The organism is Flavobacterium sp. CG_23.5, assembly GCF_017875765.1.
Classification (GTDB): Bacteria; Bacteroidota; Bacteroidia; order Flavobacteriales; family Flavobacteriaceae; genus Flavobacterium.
This window is the reverse complement of the sequence record NZ_JAGGNA010000001.1, coordinates 3,562,545-3,585,249: the sequence shown is the minus strand read 5'-3', so window position 1 is coordinate 3,585,249 and position 22,705 is coordinate 3,562,545. Positions and strand designations below refer to the sequence as shown.

Below are 22,705 nucleotides of genomic sequence, written 5' to 3'. Positions count from 1 at the left end.
ATTAGCGTCCATTCCTCACTTTCAGTCGGTCGTTCCTCCCTCCATTTCCGTTCGTCATTTCCGCTTTTTAGATGGCTTTCTTTTTTTCTCTTTTTTCTTTTCGAAAAATTTCAGCATAAAAAAAGTATAACCAAAACAACAAAGCCATGCCAAACTTTATAATTAAAACACATCAGAAAGACACCTGTTACAAAGGCGAACAAATCTTTATCCTTAACAAAGGGTTGAATAGTGGAAAGCCTCAAAAAGAACCGTTCACCAATAGTTTTGTGATTATTTTCGCAAACAAAGAGGATACTGAAACAGTATATTGGCTGGCCTATAGCCTTTGGAAATCCAAATTCTGGCACCAATCCCTTTATGGTTCTGTAATTCCTTTTTTGCGAATTCAAGATTTTAAAAAAGATTTCTCGACTAAAGTCAATGAAATGCTACACGATTTTGAGCAGCATCAAAAAGAAGTTAAGGCGTTGAGGTTGCTGGAACAACAAGAAAATCATTTCCATCAGAATATTGCCTTAATTTCTGAAATGAGAAGGGTTATTTTGCATCGCTATTGCAAGAAACATTGATGCTTAACTTATAAGCGATACTAATCAGCTTATTTTTAATATTCCAATCCGACAGTTGGAAATCAAAAAAGTCCAAATGTATATACACTGCCCCTAAAAAGTTAGACGCTATTTGGGGGTATTTGTTTTACTCCATTGAATGTAAGTACAATACATTAATTATTGGAATGCTTTTCAATTTACTGCTGCAATCAGTAGGTTGATTACAGTAAAGACTTTAAGAATATGTTAAAGATATGTTAACGATTTAGTAATCGCTTCGCTCCACTGTTACTATAATTTTGGACCAATAAAAATCAACAAACAATTATGAAAAAAATTAAATTATTAGTTAGTATAGTTCTTTTTGGGCTTCTCGCTAATTCGTGTGCAACCGAGGATCTCGATTATTCAGTTCCTAAAGCTAAAACCTCAAGCCAAACTTTAAAAATTTATACCGGCTTTCCTGAAACGTTTGAATCAGCCATTAAAACTTCTTACACAGCCGCAGATGTTACTTTGCCAACAGGTATCTGGAATTTGAACAATGCTTTAATCGGTACTCTTTCTGGTGATAGAAAAAATGGTACTAAGTCAGTTCGTATTCAGAATACGGGTACTTTAACTATGAAGTTTAATAGTAGTAATGGTGCAAGTAGTGTCTCTGTTTTACATGCGAAGTATGGTACGGATGCTTCTAGTACGTGGCAGCTCTGGTATTCGACCAATAGTGGAAGCAGCTGGACTCAAAGCGGTGGTACAATTACTACTTCTTCTACCACACTGCAAACTGCAAACTTTCCAATGATGATCACCGGAAATGTCCGTTTTGAAATCAGAAAAATATCAGGTGGCACTAATCGTATCAATATTGACGATATAACTATTAACGACAATGGCACTGTTATAAGCGGTTCTTTTCCTGAAACCTATGAATCCGCAAGCAAAACATCTTATACTGCTGGGGCTGTGATGCTCTCTACAGGTAGCTGGTATTTCGACAATGCATTACTAGGAACATCTGCAAGCGATATGAAGAACGGCCTTAACTCAGCAAGGATAACCGACACTGGTAAAATAACCATGCAGTTTGATGTTACAACCGGTGCTTCAAGTGTGGATATTAAACATGCTAATTACGGAACTGATGCTTCTAGTACATGGCAGCTTTGGTATTCCACTAATAGCGGAATTAGCTGGACTCAAACAGGAAGTACAATTACTTCATCTTCCACTACATTGCAAACTGCAACTTTTCCAATGAGTGTTCAGGGAAATATTCGTTTTGAAATCAGAAAAATTAGCGGAATATCTATTCGTATTAATATTGACGATTTTTCAATTACAGCTTATAATGGTGGTGGAGGTACTGGTGGAGGCGCTGGTGGCCTTGATGGAGACCACATAGCTATGGGTAACCCTAGTGGTGCAACTGCAGATATAACCAATGAAAATAATTATTTAATGGAGAAAGTCCAGTTTAAACTTTCATACAATCGTTCAAAAGCAACTGCTAACTGGGTAAGCTGGCATTTAGACCCGTCATGGATAGGAACTGCAACACGCCAGGATGATTTCAGAGCTGATAATACTTTGCCCGCAGCTTGGTATCACGTAGGTTCTACAAGCTATTCTGGAAGCGGTTTCGACAGAGGCCATAATTGCCCTTCAGCGGATAGAACTAGTTCTGTGGCTGATAATTCAGAGACTTTCCTGATGACGAACATGATTCCTCAGGCACCTGTTAATAACCAACAAACTTGGGCTAACCTGGAAGCTTATGGAAGAACACTTGTAAGCCAAGGTAATGAAGTATATATCATTATGGGTTGTTATGGTACAGGTGGAACAGGTTCTGCCGGTAGTGCAAACACAATTGACAATGGTAAAATCACTGTTCCAAGCAATATTTGGAAAGTACTTGTTGTAATTCCACAGGGTACCAATGATGTTAGCAGAGTAACTTCAAGCACTCGTGTAATTGCAGTTAATACTCCTAATATAAACACTACCGGCGCATGGGGAACCTACCGTACAAGTGTAGATGCAATTGAAGCTACAACAGGATATGATATATTGAGTAACTTGTCGACTTCTATTCAAGCCGCTATTGAATCAACTGTTGATAACGGACCGACAAAATAATCAATGTCGAAATACATAGGTTCAAAAATCCACATAATTTTCATGAGGTCATGCAAAAACAGCCCGTATTTTGATTAGAGTCGATTTTTAAGCAACAAAAAAAACGCTTGTAACAGGATTTTAAAGATCCGTTATAAGCGTTTTTCTTTTTATCACTGTTTCTTATTGTCGGTTGTATGAGTCAACATCTCGATAAGTGGCTAATTCTCATTCCTATTTTTTCTAAAATTGTTTTTCTCTTTTACGTAACTTATGCTGCAGCAACTAAAAAATAATCTTGTGCTTCCTTCCACGATACTTAGCACCGAAATATAAACAAAAAAAGCCTGATCTCGCGATTAGGCCTTCTTTTAAATTCAGGAAAAGGTTACCAATCCAAACCCGAATTATTTTACGCTGAATTTATTTCAGTGTTTCTTTTTAAATTTTGTCAATCCTTTTAAAAGGAGCGAAATAATGAAACTAATAATAGCTCCAATTACCGCTAAGATAATCGTTTTTAGAATATCTTCAGAAACAATATTTGGCATCACACTTAATAAAGTTCCGGATGCGGTTCCGATTTGCAAGGTGTTATTTGATTCCATCTCGCGGTAAATTTTGATTGTCTTTTTTCAACCGATTCACTATGACTTGCTCTCGGTTCGCCGTATCGTCAACCGTGATCTGGCTGATTACCGAAATGACACCTCCCGCAAGGGCTGCATAACCGGCAATACTGACAACGGCTACAGGTAAAACTACCGGTGCTGCAATAATACTACCACTGATAGCCAATAGAGCCATTCCAATACTTCTCAAAACCCTAAAAAACTTTGGGGTTGGTGCTTTCGCACGTTCAATTATATTCATAATTTCTTTACTTTTTTACCTTGTCATCCTGAGCAAGCCTGTCCTGATCTTGTCGAAGGATCGAAGGGTTAGTTTGGATTCTTATTTTTACTTCTTCATTATAGGTCATAGCTTTATAAACTATAGCCTTTAACTTTTCTAACGCTTTTCGGGAAGAACTGCCCTTCCCTATTCCGGTGTGCAGTGTTACAGTTGCGATACAGCCCAATAATTCGGTTTTAGCGTCATTGGCGGGATGGATTAATATCAAATCTCTTCCCGGAACATTTCTCAAATGCAAGTGCCATTGGAACTTGGGGCTAAATCGCTTCTGCAAAAGATATTCTCCTTCGGGAATACAAGAAATACGCTTTTGGTTTCCCAACCAGGGCAATTCGATGGTATAACAAACTATTGTGCCGTTCCATTCCAAAACCCCTTGCGTTCCCTCGGGAAAATAAGTTCTATTCAACACTAAAACCATCTTACAGACCGCTTACCTGCACCAATGCTAATGGATTGTATGACCCGTTTTTCAAAGGATACATTCTTCCATTTACCTCTTGATAAAATTCAATTCCCAAAGCCAAAAACAATGGTTTTGTACTGCCCGGAGTAACTGAATTGATATGATTGATATCGACGGTTTGATTCGAATCCCACGCAAGAATATCCGTTTCCGAAGTCGCAACCACAAAGGTTTCCGCTTCAAAATCAATTTCCGCACCTGCAGATATGATTTTGAAATGCGTGGTTCCGCTGGCAGCCGCAATCATGTTCGCAGGAACAAACGGCACCAAATCAACCATGATGTCACCCGAAGCACGGTCAATTGTCCCCACAAAAGGAGCAAATAAAGAAGTGCCCAGTTTGCCTCTAATGTTGAATTCGAAACCGGCAAGCAATTCTGCCTCTCCATCAATCACATTACGCAATCCACGTTCACTTACCAGATCCGCCTGAATGACTTTAATCATAGATTGAGTTAATCGGCTTACCATTCTGCTATCAGCAGAATTAATGAGCAAAGTTCGCATTGCAGTTCGTAACGTTTTACCCGCCTTCCCAGCTCTTCCAAATTCGGCTCCATTCTCGCGGGTTCTTTGAAATGCCGGATCGCTGGCAATTCTGCTTGCATCGATACCTCCTTTTTCTCTGGCCAAATGCCCGTCTTTCGTTTTGTAAAAAGTAATATCCCCGATAGTACCTTTCAATTTAATTATACCTTTCTGTCTTGCCATAATTCCTAAAATTTAGATTAATATTTGTTTTTAAATCGTCTTTCAGTCCACTTTCCGTTGCAACGATTCCGATGGATTTCAAAACAAATTTTAGCTAATTAAATCGCATAAAAAAGACTCCCCTATTCCATATGTCAGTATCAGACATAAATGGCATAAATCGTCTTAAATGACACTTTTAAAACCTCAAAATTGAAATAAATCACTGCTTCTGAATGAAAGATATTTTTTACTAATTTTATTGAATTCAATAAATTGGATAACAGGAGCTTCAAGTAAGTCAAAGCCTAATCAAAGCTATAGATAGAGTATGAAAACAGAAAACAAGAGATTGTGTATCTACCCGAAGGACATACAACGCATAACCGGGAAGAGTTATCGACAAAGCATTAGAATGCTGCAAAACATCAGAAAGGAGCTCAACAAGCTTCAAAATGAATTAGTATCAATAGAAGAGTTTTGCCAATATACAAGCCTAAAAATGGAACAGGTTGAACCATTAATTATTGGATAAAAACTGTGATTAACCTATTCAAATTTTGAACTTTACATGTTCAAATAATAATAGTAAACCAGTTCAAATTTTATTAATAAAAGGATAAATTCTCTTTGATTAAACGGCTAAAATCACTACTTTTACGGGGATAAGATTACATGATTTTTGCGCTAAAATTTACAGGAGCAAAATCGAGACCCTAGTTTTAAACAGCTTCATAACAAGCTATATATTAGCACATTAAGTAGGCGATGCAAATCCCTCTTTCTCCGCTGATAAAGATGTCAAATGACACTTTAAAAGTCAAAACCCTTTAAACATAAACGTTTAGAGGGTTTTTTGTTTTTGGTATATAGTCAAAATACACATTATATATCAAAGCTAAGTTACCCTATAGGTTACCCTTGAAATTATTCAAAATTAGGGTAACCGAATTTCTGGGGAATCCTTGGGAATCCCTCGGCAACCTTTTGTTTTACTGATAATTTTACAACAAATTAAAAATGTAACATTATGATTAAGACTTTTTTTTATCTGAAAACTGACAAGCAAAATAGTGAAGGAGAATCTCCTATTTATGCTAAAATTAAACTACAAGGTAAATCCACAACCTTATGTACTGGTAAATTTATTAGCAGAGAAAGATGGGAATTCACAAATAAACTTAGAAATAAACTTCGTTTAAATAGTGAAGTCAACTGCAAAATAGCAATCGATATACTCGAAAATAAGATCGAGTCTATTTATTTTGAACTGACTCGCCACAACCATAATACAACCCTTTCTGATGTAAAAGATAATCTAAACGGAAAATCATCAAAAACTGGAGAGTATGATGTTCTTAAATTATTCAAAAAACATAATGATTATTTTAAAAAGAAATCCGAAGTTGGTGAACGCAGTAAAGCCTCACTTCAAAAATATAACAGAGCAAAAGATTTATTATCCAATTTTATTAAAATAAAACATGGTAAAACATCATGTAATATCAATGAAATAGACAATGGCTTTATTTATGATTTAGAAAATTTTTTAAAGTACGATTCCTCTTTTAATAACAAATTAGGTATAAGTCATAATTCTGTGGTTAAATATTTTCAATGCTTCAAAACTGTATGCATATATGGAATCAAAAGAAATATAATTACTACTAATCCTTTTCTGTGCTATGATGAAAAGTTAGTAATTAAGGATGCTATATTCCTAACTAAAGATGAACTTGAAAGAATCGAGGCTAAAGAATTTAGTACAGAACGTCTTAATAAGGTCAAGGACATTTTTTTATTCTCGTGCTATACTAGCTACGCTCCTATAGATGTTGAAAACCTAACTAAAAAAAATATTATTAAAGATAATAAAGAAAATTACTGGATAGTAACGAATCGTGCCAAAACAAAAACAAAGTCAAATGTTCCCGTATTACCACCAGTTAAAAGAATTATTGACAAATACTCTAGTTTAGATAGTGATAAACTACTTCCAAATATCAGTAATCAGAAAATCAACGAATATCTTAAAGAGATAGCTGATTTGTGCGGTATCGATAAAAAGCTTACCCATTACGTAGCCAGACATACGTTTGCAACTACAGTTACCCTAGGTAATGGTGTTGGAATTGAAAATGTTTCCAAAATGATGGGACATACAAGAATTACAATGACCCAACACTACGCCAAAGTACTAGATATTAATGTAATGGAAGACATGGATAAATTGAAAACTAAATTCGTTTAATCAAATATTTTATTTATTTTAGAAGCCCTCTTAGTAGGGCTTTTTTTTAAGAAAAAAATTATATGCTAAAACTAGTCAAACTCAATCAAAAGATATCCGAACTACTTAATTTCGATATTGATTTTAATGAATCCATTAATAATTTCTCATACAACAAAATGTGGGTTAATGAAATTCCATCAAATTATTTCAAACCAACTATCTCGAAAATTGAAAAATTAATCGATAAGAATATTGATTACAATGACGAACAAAACATTTACTTCATTGAAAGTGTTTTAGAAGATATTCAAGAATTAATTAAATCCTTAAACAATCGTTTATTAAATTATTCTTCCTATGATTTTTCAAAAATTGAATGGTCTGTTTCTTTTGATTTTCCAGATAATCCTCCTGAAAATTTAACGACTGAATTACCTACGCCCTTACCAAGTAACAATTCAGAATCTAAAACACCTGTAATTCTTCAAATAGTTAGGGAATTTTTCAAAATAGAAGATACATTAGACGATAGTTTAATTGATGTTTTAATAGAAAAAAATATAGTTACTGGTTATGACGATTACGAATTAGAATTAATTTTCGCAAAAGCACATCTAGTTTATGCACTGATTTTACACCTAGAAATGATTTATGAGGTAGCTGGATTTTTTGACAGTATAATTCAAACGTACAAACGCAGAAAAGCTCAGGTAGAAGAAAAGTTAATTAGTTTTATACCTGAAGATTTGAAACTGGAATTTAACCTTTCTAAAACTAACCTAGGACATCTATTTTACAATCTATATGAAATTGGAATAATTGCTAAAGATAAAAAAGATGTAAAAGATGAGAGAACAAATCTTAAAAATTATATTAATCACGCCAATATCTATTATTTCGATAAGTCAACATTCACGAAGGTACAAAAAATGACTAGAGCCATGCCTGTCGACAGAAATCTAGATTCTAAACTTCTTGAAAACGAAATCACTTTTCTTAATGACATGGTTGAAAAACTAAGTCAGAGAATTGATTCGTTAACAAAAATCAAAGCAGAATTAGTCAAGAGGGGTCACTAATTGCAATGTTGGGAATCCCAAGGAATCCTTCGATATACTTGAGGAAACCCCATAATTTTGCTTTATAATAATTATAAAAAGCATCTTATGGAAAACAATAATTCACAATTAATTTTACTTTCAGTGGAGAAACTTGAAAGTATATTACATCCTATTTTCAATAAAGTAAATAGTATCGAGGAAAAACTCAAAAAAGAAAAAGCAAAGCATGAAGATGACTATTACAGAAATACCGACCTTAAAGCAAAATTTGGTCTTTCACCTAATACTATAATCAAATATAGGGAATCTGGAATAATACCCTATACCATGTGTTTCAGCCCCTTAAATAATCGGACACAATTATAAATAGAAATCTATAATTTTGTACGATGGAAAAGAGAAAATTTACCAAAGAAGAGAAGCTAAAGATCATAAAGGAAGCTTCAGAACAAGGTGTTAAACCTACATTAGAGAAATATTCGGTATTTCCTGCGAGTTATTACTCATGGAAGAAGAAGATGGATACTATGGGCGAAGAGGGCTTCGCACATGGAATGACCCCCGCGCAGCTTAAACGAATCAGAGAACTGGAAAAAGAAAACAAGCTACTCAAAGAAATTGTTATTCAAAAAGAGCTTGAAGGCAAGTTAAAAGACGAATTGCTAAAAAAGAAATTCGCCTTGGAGAAAAAAAGGAACTCGTGAGAGGCTACATTTTTCAGGGCTTGAAGAAAGAAGTAGCATTTCAAATTTCAGCAATAACCAAGCACCAGTATTATTATCAAAACAAGCGGACTAATCAAGGAAGAAGTCCTTCTACGACGACTTTTTACACTGACAAGTACGGGCAAAAATTTGAAGTTTCAAATGATGTGATTATTGAAGAAATAAAGCAAGCTCATCAAGATCTCGACACAGATTATGGTCATCGGAAAATGGAAACTAGATTACAACTGATGGGTTACGATATTAATCATAAGAAAGTATATCGATTGATGAAAGGCGCACAATTATTGAAGGAACAACATCAAAAGCCTAGTAAAACCAGGGTAAAATACCGTAAGGTTTTTCCAAGTCAGCCCTTTGAAGTTTTGGAAATGGACATTAAATTTGTGTGGGTCGAGGAGTATAAAATGCATAGCTATGTGCTAACAACTATTGACACTTTTACCAGACTTGTTTTGCATTGGACGGTTGCCTATTCCATCAAAAAAGAAGATGTTAAAAGGGCATGGGAACATATTATAATAAATCATTTACAACCAAATAATTGCCTAGAAAAAGGGATTCATATTGAGGTTCGCAATGATAATGACAGTCGATTTTCGGCAAAAATGATTCAAAATTTCTTCAAAGATAACTACCTGAATCAAGTCTTTACACATCCATATACCCCACAGGAAAATGGACATATTGAGAGTTTTCATGCTATTTTAGCAAAAAAACTAAGACCTTTTCATTTTTGGACAATCGATGAATTGGAAGGTGTTTTGACCATTTTTTATGAGAAATACAATAATGAACGTCTACATTCCTCAGTTTGTAATTTACCTCCAAATATCTTTTTAGAATGCTGGAATAAAGGGCTAATCGAACAAAAAAGAGATGAAATAAAACGAAAAATAACATTCAAACTCAAAATCCCATACCAACAAATATCGGGCAATACGAGTCTGAAGTGCAGTTCCTTGCAAAATTTAGAGATTCCGCCTTTTTTTGTGGGTGAACTAAATTTTAGTGAAATCGAAATGACCAGGCCTGAAACATTTCTACAAACATCGGTGTAAAACTCGCCTTCGTTTGTTCCTTGCAAGACAAAGATATTGACTAATTGCGTATGTTTGTAAAACTTAAAATGTTAAAGTCCGATTATTAGGGGGCTAAACCACATGATTGGGGAATTATACTTGTATCCTAAAGCTCAATTTGACATCATCCTTAAAAAGAACTCTAACTGGGATTTATTCCAAAACAAACCTAGTTAGAGGTCATTTATCAAACATTTGTACCAAATATTTTAAAAACTTTATTACCCATCGTTTATAAGCAACTAAAATTCTGGAGTTAATTGAGTTTTTCTTGAATAAGATGAAGCGACATCCTTGGTTATGATATATCCAACTTCAACCAGATTGGATATTGTTTCAAGTATAATTTTTCTGGTTATCCAAAGTTCTTTAGCCCTATCTCCAGCTCTTAGATTGAATAAAGCAATAGGAGGAAAATCTAGCATAAGCATCTAAGGATTAGTCAAATCAATAAAGTATCATCAACGTCAATATATATTAGACCAGTTGGCATATATATTGAAAGAGGTGATTAAAATAGTCCAGAATTAATGTGAATCGGTTATTATTGTTTGCCATATTGTTTTAAAGGTAACAAACTGAATTTTAATGGGCTAAGGTGGGACGAAAATTCGCTCCACCTCTTTTTTTTAGGGATTGGATGAAAAATAAGTATAGTATAATTACCATCGTAAAAAAATCGTAAACAATTATATTTTCTATTTTACAGTTTCTAGTTAAGGATTAGTTTATTAAAAATTCAATTTTTGATAAAATTTATCTTAATGTTGATGAATGCATATCTAGACTAATTGTCTTCTTTTTTATTTTCATACCGATCAAGGAATAAATTTAAATCTTCTGGAGAATATTGATCTGATATTTTTTCCATTTCTGTAATATCATTGTAATCTTCATAATGTTTATTTTTGGCCATCTTGCGTTTTACTATATCAAATCTTTCTTCTAATTCTTCTTTAATTTTTTTATCACTTTTAACTTCCGTCAGAAGTAGTGTTTCTTCAGTAGATATTTTATTATTAGTAACTGGAGCAACTTCCGTAACGGTTGTGATTTCTTCCTGAGTGCTTAATGTTTTATCTGTAGTAGAGGTAAGTTTTTCAAATTTTAATGGTTCAATTATTTCTGCTGTGATGACTGGATCAATCTCATCACTATCTATTATTGCAGTTTTACTTAAAATTTCTGTAGGAATTGATGAGGTGATGTCTATCTTAGAATTCGTTAAAATATATTCGTCATATAATTTTTGAATAAAATCCCAATCTAAATTAATAGTGCGTTTTGATTTAAAACCCAATCGATCATTATATTTTTTTAATTCGGAAGTTATGTAGCCCATTTTCCTTATTTCTTCAATAGCGTCTTTAACGGTTGATTCAGCCAGATATATATGCTTAGCTATATCTTTGTTCTGGAAGGTAATATTTTTATCCATTTTTTCATAGTGGACTAATTTAAGGAGAATCTTAAACTGCGTTGGGTTGATATGAAATACTTTTCCTTTATTTTGGCGAGCTGATGCCATAAATAGGACATCATGGTAAAACTTTTTAACTTGTAAATCTTGTTTCATTATATTTTTTTATTGGGTATTCTTTATTAATAGTGGTTAAGTCTGTAACCCACGCTGGAGGAGCAACCCTCCAGCAACAGAATTTTGATGAGTTAATTCTCTTTAATTCTTGAAAATGAAAATTTTAATTGATTCCACTTTTTTGAAACATAATAGTATTTGTTTCAGCCCCTTAAATAATCGGACACAATTATAAATAGAAATCTATAATTTTGTACGATGGAAAAGAGAAAATTTACCAAAGAAGAGAAGCTAAAGATCATAAAGGAAGCTTCAGAACAAGGTGTTAAACCTACATTAGAGAAATATTCGGTATTTCCTGCGAGTTATTACTCATGGAAGAAGAAGATGGATACTATGGGCGAAGAGGGCTTCGCACATGGAATGACCCCCGCGCAGCTTAAACGAATCAGAGAACTGGAAAAAGAAAACAAGCTACTCAAAGAAATTGTTATTCAAAAAGAGCTTGAAGGCAAGTTAAAAGACGAATTGCTAAAAAAGAAATTCGCCTTGGAGAAAAAAAGGAACTCGTGAGAGGCTACATTTTTCAGGGCTTGAAGAAAGAAGTAGCATTTCAAATTTCAGCAATAACCAAGCACCAGTATTATTATCAAAACAAGCGGACTAATCAAGGAAGAAGTCCTTCTACGACGACTTTTTACACTGACAAGTACGGGCAAAAATTTGAAGTTTCAAATGATGTGATTATTGAAGAAATAAAGCAAGCTCATCAAGATCTCGACACAGATTATGGTCATCGGAAAATGGAAACTAGATTACAACTGATGGGTTACGATATTAATCATAAGAAAGTATATCGATTGATGAAAGGCGCACAATTATTGAAGGAACAACATCAAAAGCCTAGTAAAACCAGGGTAAAATACCGTAAGGTTTTTCCAAGTCAGCCCTTTGAAGTTTTGGAAATGGACATTAAATTTGTGTGGGTCGAGGAGTATAAAATGCATAGCTATGTGCTAACAACTATTGACACTTTTACCAGACTTGTTTTGCATTGGACGGTTGCCTATTCCATCAAAAAAGAAGATGTTAAAAGGGCATGGGAACATATTATAATAAATCATTTACAACCAAATAATTGCCTAGAAAAAGGGATTCATATTGAGGTTCGCAATGATAATGACAGTCGATTTTCGGCAAAAATGATTCAAAATTTCTTCAAAGATAACTACCTGAATCAAGTCTTTACACATCCATATACCCCACAGGAAAATGGACATATTGAGAGTTTTCATGCTATTTTAGCAAAAAAACTAAGACCTTTTCATTTTTGGACAATCGATGAATTGGAAGGTGTTTTGACCATTTTTTATGAGAAATACAATAATGAACGTCTACATTCCTCAGTTTGTAATTTACCTCCAAATATCTTTTTAGAATGCTGGAATAAAGGGCTAATCGAACAAAAAAGAGATGAAATAAAACGAAAAATAACATTCAAACTCAAAATCCCATACCAACAAATATCGGGCAATACGAGTCTGAAGTGCAGTTCCTTGCAAAATTTAGAGATTCCGCCTTTTTTTGTGGGTGAACTAAATTTTAGTGAAATCGAAATGACCAGGCCTGAAACATTTCTACAAACATCGGTGTAAAACTCGCCTTCGTTTGTTCCTTGCAAGACAAAGATATTGACTAATTGCGTATGTTTGTAAAACTTAAAATGTTAAAGTCCGATTATTAGGGGGCTAAACCACATGATTGGGGAATTATACTTGTATCCTAAAGCTCAATTTGACATCATCCTTAAAAAGAACTCTAACTGGGATTTATTCCAAAACAAACCTAGTTAGAGGTCATTTATCAAACATTTGTACCAAATATTTTAAAAACTTTATTACCCATCGTTTATAAGCAACTAAAATTCTGGAGTTAATTGAGTTTTTCTTGAATAAGATGAAGCGACATCCTTGGTTATGATATATCCAACTTCAACCAGATTGGATATTGTTTCAAGTATAATTTTTCTGGTTATCCAAAGTTCTTTAGCCCTATCTCCAGCTCTTAGATTGAATAAAGCAATAGGAGGAAAATCTAGCATAAGCATCTAAGGATTAGTCAAATCAATAAAGTATCATCAACGTCAATATATATTAGACCAGTTGGCATATATATTGAAAGAGGTGATTAAAATAGTCCAGAATTAATGTGAATCGGTTATTATTGTTTGCCATATTGTTTTAAAGGTAACAAACTGAATTTTAATGGGCTAAGGTGGGACGAAAATTCGCTCCACCTCTTTTTTTTAGGGATTGGATGAAAAATAAGTATAGTATAATTACCATCGTAAAAAAATCGTAAACAATTATATTTTCTATTTTACAGTTTCTAGTTAAGGATTAGTTTATTAAAAATTCAATTTTTGATAAAATTTATCTTAATGTTGATGAATGCATATCTAGACTAATTGTCTTCTTTTTTATTTTCATACCGATCAAGGAATAAATTTAAATCTTCTGGAGAATATTGATCTGATATTTTTTCCATTTCTGTAATATCATTGTAATCTTCATAATGTTTATTTTTGGCCATCTTGCGTTTTACTATATCAAATCTTTCTTCTAATTCTTCTTTAATTTTTTTATCACTTTTAACTTCCGTCAGAAGTAGTGTTTCTTCAGTAGATATTTTATTATTAGTAACTGGAGCAACTTCCGTAACGGTTGTGATTTCTTCCTGAGTGCTTAATGTTTTATCTGTAGTAGAGGTAAGTTTTTCAAATTTTAATGGTTCAATTATTTCTGCTGTGATGACTGGATCAATCTCATCACTATCTATTATTGCAGTTTTACTTAAAATTTCTGTAGGAATTGATGAGGTGATGTCTATCTTAGAATTCGTTAAAATATATTCGTCATATAATTTTTGAATAAAATCCCAATCTAAATTAATAGTGCGTTTTGATTTAAAACCCAATCGATCATTATATTTTTTTAATTCGGAAGTTATGTAGCCCATTTTCCTTATTTCTTCAATAGCGTCTTTAACGGTTGATTCAGCCAGATATATATGCTTAGCTATATCTTTGTTCTGGAAGGTAATATTTTTATCCATTTTTTCATAGTGGACTAATTTAAGGAGAATCTTAAACTGCGTTGGGTTGATATGAAATACTTTTCCTTTATTTTGGCGAGCTGATGCCATAAATAGGACATCATGGTAAAACTTTTTAACTTGTAAATCTTGTTTCATTATATTTTTTTATTGGGTATTCTTTATTAATAGTGGTTAAGTCTGTAACCCACGCTGGAGGAGCAACCCTCCAGCAACAGAATTTTGATGAGTTAATTCTCTTTAATTCTTGAAAATGAAAATTTTAATTGATTCCACTTTTTTGAAACATAATAGTATTTGTTTCAGCCCCTTAAATAATCGGACACAATTATAAATAGAAATCTATAATTTTGTACGATGGAAAAGAGAAAATTTACCAAAGAAGAGAAGCTAAAGATCATAAAGGAAGCTTCAGAACAAGGTGTTAAACCTACATTAGAGAAATATTCGGTATTTCCTGCGAGTTATTACTCATGGAAGAAGAAGATGGATACTATGGGCGAAGAGGGCTTCGCACATGGAATGACCCCCGCGCAGCTTAAACGAATCAGAGAACTGGAAAAAGAAAACAAGCTACTCAAAGAAATTGTTATTCAAAAAGAGCTTGAAGGCAAGTTAAAAGACGAATTGCTAAAAAAGAAATTCGCCTTGGAGAAAAAAAGGAACTCGTGAGAGGCTACATTTTTCAGGGCTTGAAGAAAGAAGTAGCATTTCAAATTTCAGCAATAACCAAGCACCAGTATTATTATCAAAACAAGCGGACTAATCAAGGAAGAAGTCCTTCTACGACGACTTTTTACACTGACAAGTACGGGCAAAAATTTGAAGTTTCAAATGATGTGATTATTGAAGAAATAAAGCAAGCTCATCAAGATCTCGACACAGATTATGGTCATCGGAAAATGGAAACTAGATTACAACTGATGGGTTACGATATTAATCATAAGAAAGTATATCGATTGATGAAAGGCGCACAATTATTGAAGGAACAACATCAAAAGCCTAGTAAAACCAGGGTAAAATACCGTAAGGTTTTTCCAAGTCAGCCCTTTGAAGTTTTGGAAATGGACATTAAATTTGTGTGGGTCGAGGAGTATAAAATGCATAGCTATGTGCTAACAACTATTGACACTTTTACCAGACTTGTTTTGCATTGGACGGTTGCCTATTCCATCAAAAAAGAAGATGTTAAAAGGGCATGGGAACATATTATAATAAATCATTTACAACCAAATAATTGCCTAGAAAAAGGGATTCATATTGAGGTTCGCAATGATAATGACAGTCGATTTTCGGCAAAAATGATTCAAAATTTCTTCAAAGATAACTACCTGAATCAAGTCTTTACACATCCATATACCCCACAGGAAAATGGACATATTGAGAGTTTTCATGCTATTTTAGCAAAAAAACTAAGACCTTTTCATTTTTGGACAATCGATGAATTGGAAGGTGTTTTGACCATTTTTTATGAGAAATACAATAATGAACGTCTACATTCCTCAGTTTGTAATTTACCTCCAAATATCTTTTTAGAATGCTGGAATAAAGGGCTAATCGAACAAAAAAGAGATGAAATAAAACGAAAAATAACATTCAAACTCAAAATCCCATACCAACAAATATCGGGCAATACGAGTCTGAAGTGCAGTTCCTTGCAAAATTTAGAGATTCCGCCTTTTTTTGTGGGTGAACTAAATTTTAGTGAAATCGAAATGACCAGGCCTGAAACATTTCTACAAACATCGGTGTAAAACTCGCCTTCGTTTGTTCCTTGCAAGACAAAGATATTGACTAATTGCGTATGTTTGTAAAACTTAAAATGTTAAAGTCCGATTATTAGGGGGCTAAACCAATAGCATTCCAAATATTTTTTTTACCAATAAATTTTCTTGTATCAGTTTGATTAAAATAAAAATATAAATCATTGAAATGTTCTTTGCCTAAAATTTCATTTCCTTTTTTCATCTCATTTCTTAAACTGTCAATATCATTTTCCAAATAAAGATCCTTATTCGGATTTGAAATTGTCATCAGTCCATTTAATCTTTTATTTTTAAATTTAAGTTCTGCGCAATAGCCACTTAAACATATCATTCCGTATATGTCCATCTTATTCCATAAAATATTAAGGTCTGAATTAATCATGTCGGTAGTCGGCTTATAGCTAAGTGCATTTACCATTCTGCTTCCATCATCTGTTAGTGAAATTAAATCAATATTATATCCGTATATGTGATAGATAATTGCGTGTCCAGCCTCATGAATTGAGGCTATTTTTTTTTCGTTAATTAACATAGGTTCTTTTTGTTTAAATTATTATCTACTAAATCTGCAAATCCAGATTGCATTGCAGTTTCTAATATTTCGATTCTTCCAAAATAATTATTTTTTGAAAAAAAAGTAAAGCATCTTATTAGGTCTTGTTTACTTGTTGCCCAGACACTGTTAATAATTCCTTCGGAGTCTTTTACATATATTATATAGTTTAATTTAAGCTCTCTGGCCATTACCAAAAATTCTTTTAATTGAGTTTTCTCTTTCATCCAAATAATTGGATCATGTTTTTTAATTTTTGTTTTCATATTTTTATTTATTTATATTGTGCTATATCCATTTTTGATACTAATAGTTGTTATTTTTTTGTGTTCAGATTAAGTCATTAACCCATTTATTAAGCTTTTTTAAAGTTGCTAGAATTGGTCTTTCATTTTACAAGAAATCTTTAATTAATTCGTTTAGAAAATCAGTTTGGAAACAAACATCTACTTTGTCTGTTTCTCGTTGGTGCATTTTGCTTATTTCTTGAAAATAACTAACGGAAATTGATAACCATAAGCTTTTGTGTGATTAATGTACGATATTGAATTACTATATTCAAATAGTGCTCTATCCAATTTGTCTTGTGTCCACTCGATACTTGTCTTACTCATTTTTTTTTTACATTTTTAAATTAACATTGCAAAATTCTGAGTTTTTATAAGGAATAGCGAGGGATTCCCAAGGATTCCCTACAGCACATTGGAACAATATTAAAACTAATTTAATGTGTGGTTGATTAATTTATATATTTGTAACATGAAATAAATATTAACATAAATTAATAGTAAAACAAAATGAGAGTTACTCTATGGATTACCCTATAAAAGTAACCTCTGGGAAGTATAGTAAACGTTAACGTTTTAAGGTAGGTGGAAGAACCTCTTTCTCCGCACAGTAAAAACCCTAACAACTGTAATGCAGTAAGTTAGGGTTTTTTTATTTTACTCCTAGTCCACATTTAGCCCACAATAGAATTTAATATAGTAGAAATGGGTTTAACCTAAGTCTATTATTAAGATTTAATTGTTTTAGTAACGATTTCAATGCATTCTGATTGTATGTTGTAGTTTTGAGGTAAGAGATGGTAATAAGCGTATTCTTAATTCTCTTTTTTCAATCCATAAGAATTAGTCTTTCATATCCCCTTTCGAGCTATAGCCGCTAGATCAAATAAATTGCTATTTACTACCCATGCTAAAATCACAGGAATATCATTAATAAATATTTCAATACATTCTTCCTTTCTATTATCCTTAAAAATTGAATAATTTATACCTACGTCTTGAAGTTCGATTATCTTTGAATAAAATTAATATAAATCTGACTAACAGCCAAAAATTTAAAAAAATCAATATTTTTTGTCAGGAATTTGCATTTCCTTCGTCTCACATTATACAATCATATAAAGCAAGCACTATGAAATTTCTGATTACGATACTTACAATAGTAGCAACCACTCTTTGTTTGGCACAAAATACTATTCCAAAAGCACTAGATAAACTAAACAAAAAAACGGTTCCCTACATTACAGTTGCACAACTTCCCGAAAGAGCCAGAATTGTTTTATTGGACGCTAGAGAAACTAAAGAGTTCAATGTAAGTCATATCAAAAATGCAATTAATGTTGGGTTTGATCATTTTGATAAAAATGGTATTTCTATGAAAATACCTAATAAAGATGCAACCATAATTGTATATTGTTCCATCGGAGTTCGCAGTGAAAAAATTGGAGAAAAACTTCTCAAAATGGGTTACAAAAATGTTTTTAATCTTTATGGTGGTATTTTTGAATGGAAAAATAATGGCGGTAAACTAATAGACAATAAAGGAGTCGAGACCAATAATGTTCATACTTTCAATAAAGAATGGAGCCAATATTTAAAAAAAGGAAATAAAGTTTATGAAGACTAATGCACTAATAATTTTTATCCGAAATCCTGAATTAGGAAAAGTAAAAACCCGTTTAGCAAAAACCATTGGCGAAGAGAAAGCATTAGAGGTTTATAGGGATTTATTACAACATACTTTTTCGGTGACCCAGAGTTTAGAATGTGACAAATTCGTTTTTTATGATAATCAAATACTTAAAAATGATATTTGGAAAAATAATATATATCACAAAAAACTGCAAATCGGAAATGATTTAGGGGAACGAATGCAAAATGCTTTTCAAGAATTATTTCATTTAGGGTATAAGAATTGCATAATTGTAGGAAGTGATTTATTCGACCTCCAATCCAAACATATCAAGGAAGCATTCGCTAATTTAGAAAGTAATGATGTAGTGATAGGTCCGGCAGAAGATGGCGGATATTACTTATTAGGGTTAAAGAAAATAATTCCCGCATTGTTTACAAATAAAAATTGGGGAACAAAAACTGTTTTAGAAGACACGGTAAACAACTTAATGACTACCAAAGTCGATTTTTTAGAAATTTTAAATGACATTGATACCTTCGAAGATTTAGAAAAAAGTAATTATTATACTCCTAAAAAAGTATAACGATTGTGACTTCATAATTCTTCCATATGTTAATATTTAAATAAAAAAACAGCAATTGCAAACTAGATGACATTTTCATCATCCTCACTTTTATAAATTTGTTTCAGAATAGTTTAATACGCAAAACAAAATCTTATGAAAAAATCATTTTATATAATAACTCTGTTTTTAATTATTATTTCCATTGGTTTTTGCATTTCAGGTTTCACTACCAGCAATGCTAAAACTCAAAAAAAAACTCATTCTGATTCACAAGGAATTGTAATTCTAGAACTTTTTACATCTCAAGGTTGTAGCAGCTGTCCTCCGGCTGACAGGGTCTTAGAAAAATATGTTTTAACTAACAATCCCAATATTATTCCGATAGCTTTTCATATTGATTATTGGAATTATATTGGTTGGAAAGACCCATTTAGCAGAGCTGAATTTACTAATAGACAAAGAGATTATTCGCGAAATTTCAATTCTGGTACCATTTATACTCCTCAATTAATAATTAATGGAAAATATCAAGTGGTTGGCAGCAATGAAAATTCGATTAAAACGCTTGTTAATCAAGAATTATTAATTAAAAACCCCGCTAGAATTGATATTTATGCAATAACTCTTGTAGGAAATAAATTAGTTGTAAAATGTAGCACAACTGATTTGTCTGCAAATAAAACAGTAAACGTGGCGCTAGTAAAAAAGAAGGAGTTTACAAGTATAAAGCGAGGAGAAAATACTGGATTAAAACAAACAAGTTATAATATTGTATATGATTTTAAAAGCAAATCGTTAACTAATGGTACTGAAAATCAAACAATTTTTGACTTTAAAAGTGACTGGAAGGCTTCAGATTTTATGATTGTGGTGTACTTGCAAAACAATAGCAATGGAAAAATAATTGCCGCTTCAAAAAAAGAAATTAATTAAACATAACACTAAATAAAAATGAAAAAACAAATTTTAATACTAGTAATGACTCTTTTATCTGCAGCAACATTTGCACAAACCGCCAAATACAAAGAAGCAAAAGGAAAGGACGATAAAGTGGCTATTAAAGGATATGATCTTGTTGCCTATTTTACAGAATCGAAAGCAGTGATAGGGAAAAAATCTATCGCTTCAATTAAAGGAGATAAAACGTATTATTTTTCATCAGAAAAGAACAAAGCTTTATTTTTGAAAAACCCCACGGCTTACGAACCTCAATATGGTGGTTATTGTGCCTACGGAATATCCGAAAACCATAAAGCACCTATACAACCTGAACAATTCTCTATCGTGGATAACAAATTATACTTAAACTACAATTCAGAAGTAAAAGGAATGTGGCTTAAAGACCAAAAAAAACTTATCAAAACTGCCGATGCAAATTGGATGAAAATTGAAAAAAAATAGAAAAATGGAAACACTAAAAAAGACACTATTATCCCTTTTTACCGCGTTCAGCATTTTAAGTTGTACTCAAAGCCCTAAAAAAAATACTGATTTAGCTGCCACTTTATCATCTTATTCTATAATAATTGATACAAATTGGACGCAAAAAATAATTAAAACAGATGCACAATGGAAAGATATTTTAACCCTCGAACAATACAAAATAACAAGAGAGCAAGGCACTGAACCGCCATTCACGCATGAATTTCATGATATAAAAGAAAATGGAATTTTTGTTTGCGTTTCTTGTAATAATCCTCTTTTCAGCAAAGACACAAAATTTGATTCTGGAACAGGTTGGCCAAGTTTTTTCAAGCCTTATTCCAAAAAAAGTATCGCTGTAAGTACTGATAACTCTGATGGAATGACCAGAGATGAGGTAAGTTGTGCCAGATGTAATGCTCATTTAGGCCATGTTTTTAACGATGGTCCTCAACCAACAGGCTTGAGATATTGTATGGATGGAGTAGCTCTAAAATTTATACCTGAACAGAAATTAGAAAAAGTAGTTTTTGCAGAAGGTTGTTTTTGGTGTACCGAACATATTTTTGAATCAATCAAAGGAGTAAAAGAAGTAATATCTGGATATTCAGGTGGCGATGAACTAAACCCGACGTATGAAGAAGTGGGTGGCGGTAGCACTGGGCATGCTGAGTCAATTGAAGTACTATATGATCCTGCTAAAATTTCATATGAACAATTACTAAAAGTATATTTTAATTCAGGAGATATTACTCAGGTTAATGGGCAAGGAAACGACATTGGAAGACAATATAGATCCATAATTTTTTATAATAATCTTGAACAAAAAAATTAGCCGAAGATTACATAAATAAATTAAATAAGTCTGGAATATATTCTAATAAAATAGCTGTTGAAGTAGTTGCACATAAAAAGTTCTATTCTGCGGAGCAATATCATCAAAATTATGCAAATCTTCATCCAGAAGAAGAATATATCAAAGGAGTTTCAATTCCACGGTATAAAAATGCAATTGAAAAATTTCCTGAATTGTTGAAATAAATTATAGTTATAGATACACTACTCATTTTATTGTAAATTTTAAATGTAGAATTTAATTTATCGAAATAATAAATAGCGATAGTAAAAAAACATAAAAATTAATAAACGAATAATGCCATGAAATTTATAATTTTACTTCTAGTTACCAGCATTTCAATGGCACAAAGCCCTTGGACAAAAGAAAAAGGAAAATCTTATCTGCAACTTGGTTTTACAAGTTTAAATTATAATTCCTTTCAACTTGATGGAAATAAGGTAGAGAATTTTGGAAAAATAAGTGATCTCAATTCAAGCTTATGCTGAATATGGGATTACTGATAAATTAGAAGCACAAATAATAGTGCCATATAAAATTATCCATTATGATAATACAAATTTGAATACCTCTCAAAATTTGTCAGGAATTGGCAATACTACTTTAGGTTTAAAGTACAAAATATATGACAAAAAATGGAAAGTTAGTTCGGGAGTTTCATTTTCTGTCAATTCAATAAAAATTGATGAAGCAATAGGATTATCAACTGGGTTTAATGCCACAACAATAGTACCGTATGTTGCTATTGGATCAAGCAATACAAAAATGTACTATTATGGTAATATTGGATATGGTTATATGAATAATAACTATTCTGATTATTTAAAGGCTACTTTTGAAGTAGGATACGAAGTTATTCCTAAAGGACATCTTATTTTTGTTTTAGATACGAGAAATATTATTTCGAAAGAGAGTGCATTTAATAATGACAATGCACAATGGGCATCTTATTTAGACAGACAAACTTATAATGCAATTGGACTAAAAACAAATTATGAATTTAAAAAAGATAAATTGGGTGCTAATTTTGCAATTATTGGTGCAACAGGAATAAACAATGCCCCATTAGCTCCCACATTTAATTTAGGGCTGTATACAAAGTTATAAAACTCTTACGCTTA

The 22,705-nt window shown here is 32.4% G+C and carries 27 protein-coding genes and 1 pseudogene; 17 read left to right on the top strand and 11 right to left on the bottom strand.

Translation table 11 applies throughout. The features are described 5' to 3' along the window. The first annotated feature begins 146 nt into the window (after nt 1-146). Both H4V97_RS15420 and H4V97_RS15415 read left to right on the top strand, forming a co-directional pair. A complete protein-coding gene (locus tag H4V97_RS15420; protein WP_209550184.1) occupies nt 147-572 on the top strand; it encodes a DUF6943 family protein in 426 nt (141 codons plus the stop codon). A 309-nt stretch (nt 573-881) separates the two neighbouring features. Beyond that, nucleotides 882-2,696 carry a DNA/RNA non-specific endonuclease gene (locus H4V97_RS15415; RefSeq protein WP_209550183.1) on the top strand — a complete coding sequence of 605 codons (1,815 nt, stop codon included), beginning with the start codon at nt 882-884 and terminating at the stop codon, nt 2,694-2,696. A 407-nt stretch (nt 2,697-3,103) separates the two neighbouring features. Here H4V97_RS15415 and H4V97_RS15410 read toward each other — a convergent pair whose 3' ends face one another. From H4V97_RS15410 to H4V97_RS15395, 4 genes are read right to left on the bottom strand one after another with little or no spacing between them, the layout of a single operon-like run. Next, nucleotides 3,104-3,283, bottom strand: a complete 180-nt coding sequence (locus H4V97_RS15410; RefSeq protein ID WP_209550182.1) for a hypothetical protein — start codon at nt 3,281-3,283, stop codon at nt 3,104-3,106. Next, nucleotides 3,270-3,548 (bottom strand): hypothetical protein, encoded by a 279-nt coding sequence (locus H4V97_RS15405; RefSeq protein ID WP_209550181.1) that lies wholly within the window; start codon nt 3,546-3,548, stop codon nt 3,270-3,272. Before H4V97_RS15405 ends, H4V97_RS15410 begins: the two co-directional genes overlap by 14 nt. 7 nt (nt 3,549-3,555) lie before the next feature. Beyond that, a complete protein-coding gene (locus H4V97_RS15400) occupies nt 3,556-4,011 on the bottom strand; it encodes a DUF5675 family protein (protein ID WP_209550180.1) in 456 nt (151 codons plus the stop codon). A gap of 1 nt (nt 4,012) precedes the next feature. Then, complete coding sequence (locus H4V97_RS15395) at nt 4,013-4,768, bottom strand: hypothetical protein (protein ID WP_209550179.1); 756 nt, start codon at nt 4,766-4,768, stop codon at nt 4,013-4,015. A gap of 1,009 nt (nt 4,769-5,777) precedes the next feature. On the opposite strand from H4V97_RS15395, the gene H4V97_RS15390 reads away from it, so the two are divergent. The 5 genes from H4V97_RS15390 (at nt 5,778) to H4V97_RS15370 (ending at nt 9,827) form a co-directional block, all read left to right on the top strand. Next, complete coding sequence (locus H4V97_RS15390) at nt 5,778-6,998, top strand: site-specific integrase (RefSeq protein WP_209550178.1); 1,221 nt, start codon at nt 5,778-5,780, stop codon at nt 6,996-6,998. Between the two features lie 62 nt (nt 6,999-7,060). After that, nucleotides 7,061-8,059 (top strand): hypothetical protein, encoded by a 999-nt coding sequence (locus H4V97_RS15385; RefSeq protein ID WP_209550177.1) that lies wholly within the window; start codon nt 7,061-7,063, stop codon nt 8,057-8,059. Nucleotides 8,060-8,146: 87 nt separating this feature from the next. After that, a complete protein-coding gene (locus H4V97_RS15380; protein ID WP_209550176.1) occupies nt 8,147-8,407 on the top strand; it encodes a hypothetical protein in 261 nt (86 codons plus the stop codon). Between the two features lie 23 nt (nt 8,408-8,430). Beyond that, nucleotides 8,431-8,745 carry a transposase gene (locus tag H4V97_RS15375; RefSeq protein WP_196851622.1) on the top strand — a complete coding sequence of 105 codons (315 nt, stop codon included), beginning with the start codon at nt 8,431-8,433 and terminating at the stop codon, nt 8,743-8,745. Then, entirely contained in the window at nt 8,742-9,827 is a 1,086-nt protein-coding gene (locus H4V97_RS15370; RefSeq protein WP_196851621.1) for a DDE-type integrase/transposase/recombinase, read from the top strand. The genes H4V97_RS15375 and H4V97_RS15370 overlap by 4 nt, the downstream gene beginning before the upstream one ends. 263 nt (nt 9,828-10,090) lie before the next feature. On the opposite strand, the gene H4V97_RS15365 is transcribed toward H4V97_RS15370, so the two are convergent. Both H4V97_RS15365 and H4V97_RS15360 read right to left on the bottom strand, forming a co-directional pair. Beyond that, nucleotides 10,091-10,273: a hypothetical protein gene (locus tag H4V97_RS15365; protein WP_209550175.1), complete on the bottom strand. Its 183-nt coding sequence runs from the start codon at nt 10,271-10,273 to the stop codon at nt 10,091-10,093. 362 nt (nt 10,274-10,635) lie between these two features. Next, the gene (locus H4V97_RS15360; RefSeq protein ID WP_209550174.1) at nt 10,636-11,424 is read right to left on the bottom strand and encodes a hypothetical protein; all 789 of its coding nucleotides are present in this window, start codon (nt 11,422-11,424) and stop codon (nt 10,636-10,638) included. A 219-nt stretch (nt 11,425-11,643) separates the two neighbouring features. Between H4V97_RS15360 and H4V97_RS15355 the strand changes: the two genes are divergently transcribed. Next, on the top strand, nt 11,644-11,958 hold the full coding sequence (locus H4V97_RS15355) for a transposase (RefSeq protein WP_196851622.1): 315 nt from the start codon (nt 11,644-11,646) through the stop codon (nt 11,956-11,958). Next, on the top strand, nt 11,955-13,040 hold the full coding sequence (locus H4V97_RS15350; RefSeq protein WP_196851621.1) for a DDE-type integrase/transposase/recombinase: 1,086 nt from the start codon (nt 11,955-11,957) through the stop codon (nt 13,038-13,040). Before H4V97_RS15355 ends, H4V97_RS15350 begins: the two co-directional genes overlap by 4 nt. Nucleotides 13,041-13,303: 263 nt before the next feature. Here H4V97_RS15350 and H4V97_RS15345 read toward each other — a convergent pair whose 3' ends face one another. Continuing rightward, nucleotides 13,304-13,486, bottom strand: coding sequence for a hypothetical protein (locus H4V97_RS15345; protein ID WP_209550175.1), 183 nt, complete (start codon nt 13,484-13,486; stop codon nt 13,304-13,306). A gap of 362 nt (nt 13,487-13,848) precedes the next feature. Next, nucleotides 13,849-14,637, bottom strand: coding sequence for a hypothetical protein (locus H4V97_RS15340; protein WP_209550174.1), 789 nt, complete (start codon nt 14,635-14,637; stop codon nt 13,849-13,851). A gap of 219 nt (nt 14,638-14,856) precedes the next feature. Here H4V97_RS15340 and H4V97_RS15335 point away from each other — a divergent pair, with 219 nt between their 5' ends. Together H4V97_RS15335 and H4V97_RS15330 are read left to right on the top strand one after the other, a co-directional pair. After that, the gene (locus H4V97_RS15335) at nt 14,857-15,171 is read left to right on the top strand and encodes a transposase (protein WP_196851622.1); all 315 of its coding nucleotides are present in this window, start codon (nt 14,857-14,859) and stop codon (nt 15,169-15,171) included. Further along, nucleotides 15,168-16,253, top strand: a complete 1,086-nt coding sequence (locus tag H4V97_RS15330; protein WP_196851621.1) for a DDE-type integrase/transposase/recombinase — start codon at nt 15,168-15,170, stop codon at nt 16,251-16,253. Before H4V97_RS15335 ends, H4V97_RS15330 begins: the two co-directional genes overlap by 4 nt. 85 nt (nt 16,254-16,338) lie before the next feature. Here H4V97_RS15330 and H4V97_RS15325 read toward each other — a convergent pair whose 3' ends face one another. From H4V97_RS15325 to H4V97_RS15960, 3 genes are all read right to left on the bottom strand, one after another. Further along, complete coding sequence (locus H4V97_RS15325; RefSeq protein WP_209550173.1) at nt 16,339-16,797, bottom strand: hypothetical protein; 459 nt, start codon at nt 16,795-16,797, stop codon at nt 16,339-16,341. After that, complete coding sequence (locus tag H4V97_RS15320; protein WP_209550172.1) at nt 16,791-17,084, bottom strand: hypothetical protein; 294 nt, start codon at nt 17,082-17,084, stop codon at nt 16,791-16,793. The genes H4V97_RS15325 and H4V97_RS15320 overlap by 7 nt, the downstream gene beginning before the upstream one ends. A gap of 213 nt (nt 17,085-17,297) precedes the next feature. Then, entirely contained in the window at nt 17,298-17,432 is a 135-nt protein-coding gene (locus tag H4V97_RS15960) for a hypothetical protein (RefSeq protein ID WP_262897381.1), read from the bottom strand. An 805-nt stretch (nt 17,433-18,237) separates the two neighbouring features. Here H4V97_RS15960 and H4V97_RS15315 point away from each other — a divergent pair. The 6 genes and pseudogenes from H4V97_RS15315 to H4V97_RS15285 all read left to right on the top strand — a co-directional run bounded on the left by H4V97_RS15315 (nt 18,238) and on the right by H4V97_RS15285 (nt 22,691). After that, entirely contained in the window at nt 18,238-18,732 is a 495-nt protein-coding gene (locus H4V97_RS15315; RefSeq protein ID WP_196849248.1) for a rhodanese-like domain-containing protein, read from the top strand. Next, nucleotides 18,722-19,324, top strand: a complete 603-nt coding sequence (locus H4V97_RS15310) for a TIGR04282 family arsenosugar biosynthesis glycosyltransferase (RefSeq protein ID WP_196849247.1) — start codon at nt 18,722-18,724, stop codon at nt 19,322-19,324. The genes H4V97_RS15315 and H4V97_RS15310 overlap by 11 nt, the downstream gene beginning before the upstream one ends. 135 nt (nt 19,325-19,459) lie before the next feature. Then, the gene (locus H4V97_RS15305) at nt 19,460-20,239 is read left to right on the top strand and encodes a DUF1223 domain-containing protein (protein WP_196849246.1); all 780 of its coding nucleotides are present in this window, start codon (nt 19,460-19,462) and stop codon (nt 20,237-20,239) included. 18 nt (nt 20,240-20,257) lie between these two features. Next, complete coding sequence (locus tag H4V97_RS15300) at nt 20,258-20,707, top strand: YHS domain-containing (seleno)protein (RefSeq protein ID WP_196849245.1); 450 nt, start codon at nt 20,258-20,260, stop codon at nt 20,705-20,707. 4 nt (nt 20,708-20,711) lie between these two features. Further along, nucleotides 20,712-21,769: pseudogene (locus tag H4V97_RS15295) on the top strand (bifunctional methionine sulfoxide reductase B/A protein). A 277-nt stretch (nt 21,770-22,046) separates the two neighbouring features. Further along, the gene (locus tag H4V97_RS15285) at nt 22,047-22,691 is read left to right on the top strand and encodes a transporter (RefSeq protein WP_196849243.1); all 645 of its coding nucleotides are present in this window, start codon (nt 22,047-22,049) and stop codon (nt 22,689-22,691) included. The last annotated feature ends 14 nt before the right edge of the window (nt 22,692-22,705 follow it).

Excerpts from the sequence above, each read along its gene's own strand:
- H4V97_RS15420 (WP_209550184.1), top strand. The coding sequence starts at position 147 with ATGCCAAACTTTATAATTAAAACACATCAGAAAGACACCTGTTACAAA.
- H4V97_RS15415 (WP_209550183.1), top strand. The coding sequence starts at position 882 with ATGAAAAAAATTAAATTATTAGTTAGTATAGTTCTTTTTGGGCTTCTC.
- H4V97_RS15410 (WP_209550182.1), bottom strand. The coding sequence starts at position 3,283 with ATGGAATCAAATAACACCTTGCAAATCGGAACCGCATCCGGAACTTTA.
- H4V97_RS15405 (WP_209550181.1), bottom strand. The coding sequence starts at position 3,548 with ATGAATATAATTGAACGTGCGAAAGCACCAACCCCAAAGTTTTTTAGG.
- H4V97_RS15400 (WP_209550180.1), bottom strand. The coding sequence starts at position 4,011 with ATGGTTTTAGTGTTGAATAGAACTTATTTTCCCGAGGGAACGCAAGGG.
- H4V97_RS15395 (WP_209550179.1), bottom strand. The coding sequence starts at position 4,768 with ATGGCAAGACAGAAAGGTATAATTAAATTGAAAGGTACTATCGGGGAT.
- H4V97_RS15390 (WP_209550178.1), top strand. The coding sequence starts at position 5,778 with ATGATTAAGACTTTTTTTTATCTGAAAACTGACAAGCAAAATAGTGAA.
- H4V97_RS15385 (WP_209550177.1), top strand. The coding sequence starts at position 7,061 with ATGCTAAAACTAGTCAAACTCAATCAAAAGATATCCGAACTACTTAAT.
- H4V97_RS15380 (WP_209550176.1), top strand. The coding sequence starts at position 8,147 with ATGGAAAACAATAATTCACAATTAATTTTACTTTCAGTGGAGAAACTT.
- H4V97_RS15375 (WP_196851622.1), top strand. The coding sequence starts at position 8,431 with ATGGAAAAGAGAAAATTTACCAAAGAAGAGAAGCTAAAGATCATAAAG.
- H4V97_RS15365 (WP_209550175.1), bottom strand. The coding sequence starts at position 10,273 with ATGCTAGATTTTCCTCCTATTGCTTTATTCAATCTAAGAGCTGGAGAT.
- H4V97_RS15360 (WP_209550174.1), bottom strand. The coding sequence starts at position 11,424 with ATGAAACAAGATTTACAAGTTAAAAAGTTTTACCATGATGTCCTATTT.
- H4V97_RS15355 (WP_196851622.1), top strand. The coding sequence starts at position 11,644 with ATGGAAAAGAGAAAATTTACCAAAGAAGAGAAGCTAAAGATCATAAAG.
- H4V97_RS15345 (WP_209550175.1), bottom strand. The coding sequence starts at position 13,486 with ATGCTAGATTTTCCTCCTATTGCTTTATTCAATCTAAGAGCTGGAGAT.
- H4V97_RS15340 (WP_209550174.1), bottom strand. The coding sequence starts at position 14,637 with ATGAAACAAGATTTACAAGTTAAAAAGTTTTACCATGATGTCCTATTT.
- H4V97_RS15335 (WP_196851622.1), top strand. The coding sequence starts at position 14,857 with ATGGAAAAGAGAAAATTTACCAAAGAAGAGAAGCTAAAGATCATAAAG.
- H4V97_RS15325 (WP_209550173.1), bottom strand. The coding sequence starts at position 16,797 with ATGTTAATTAACGAAAAAAAAATAGCCTCAATTCATGAGGCTGGACAC.
- H4V97_RS15320 (WP_209550172.1), bottom strand. The coding sequence starts at position 17,084 with ATGAAAACAAAAATTAAAAAACATGATCCAATTATTTGGATGAAAGAG.
- H4V97_RS15960 (WP_262897381.1), bottom strand. The coding sequence starts at position 17,432 with ATGAGTAAGACAAGTATCGAGTGGACACAAGACAAATTGGATAGAGCA.
- H4V97_RS15315 (WP_196849248.1), top strand. The coding sequence starts at position 18,238 with ATGAAATTTCTGATTACGATACTTACAATAGTAGCAACCACTCTTTGT.
- H4V97_RS15310 (WP_196849247.1), top strand. The coding sequence starts at position 18,722 with ATGAAGACTAATGCACTAATAATTTTTATCCGAAATCCTGAATTAGGA.
- H4V97_RS15305 (WP_196849246.1), top strand. The coding sequence starts at position 19,460 with ATGAAAAAATCATTTTATATAATAACTCTGTTTTTAATTATTATTTCC.
- H4V97_RS15300 (WP_196849245.1), top strand. The coding sequence starts at position 20,258 with ATGAAAAAACAAATTTTAATACTAGTAATGACTCTTTTATCTGCAGCA.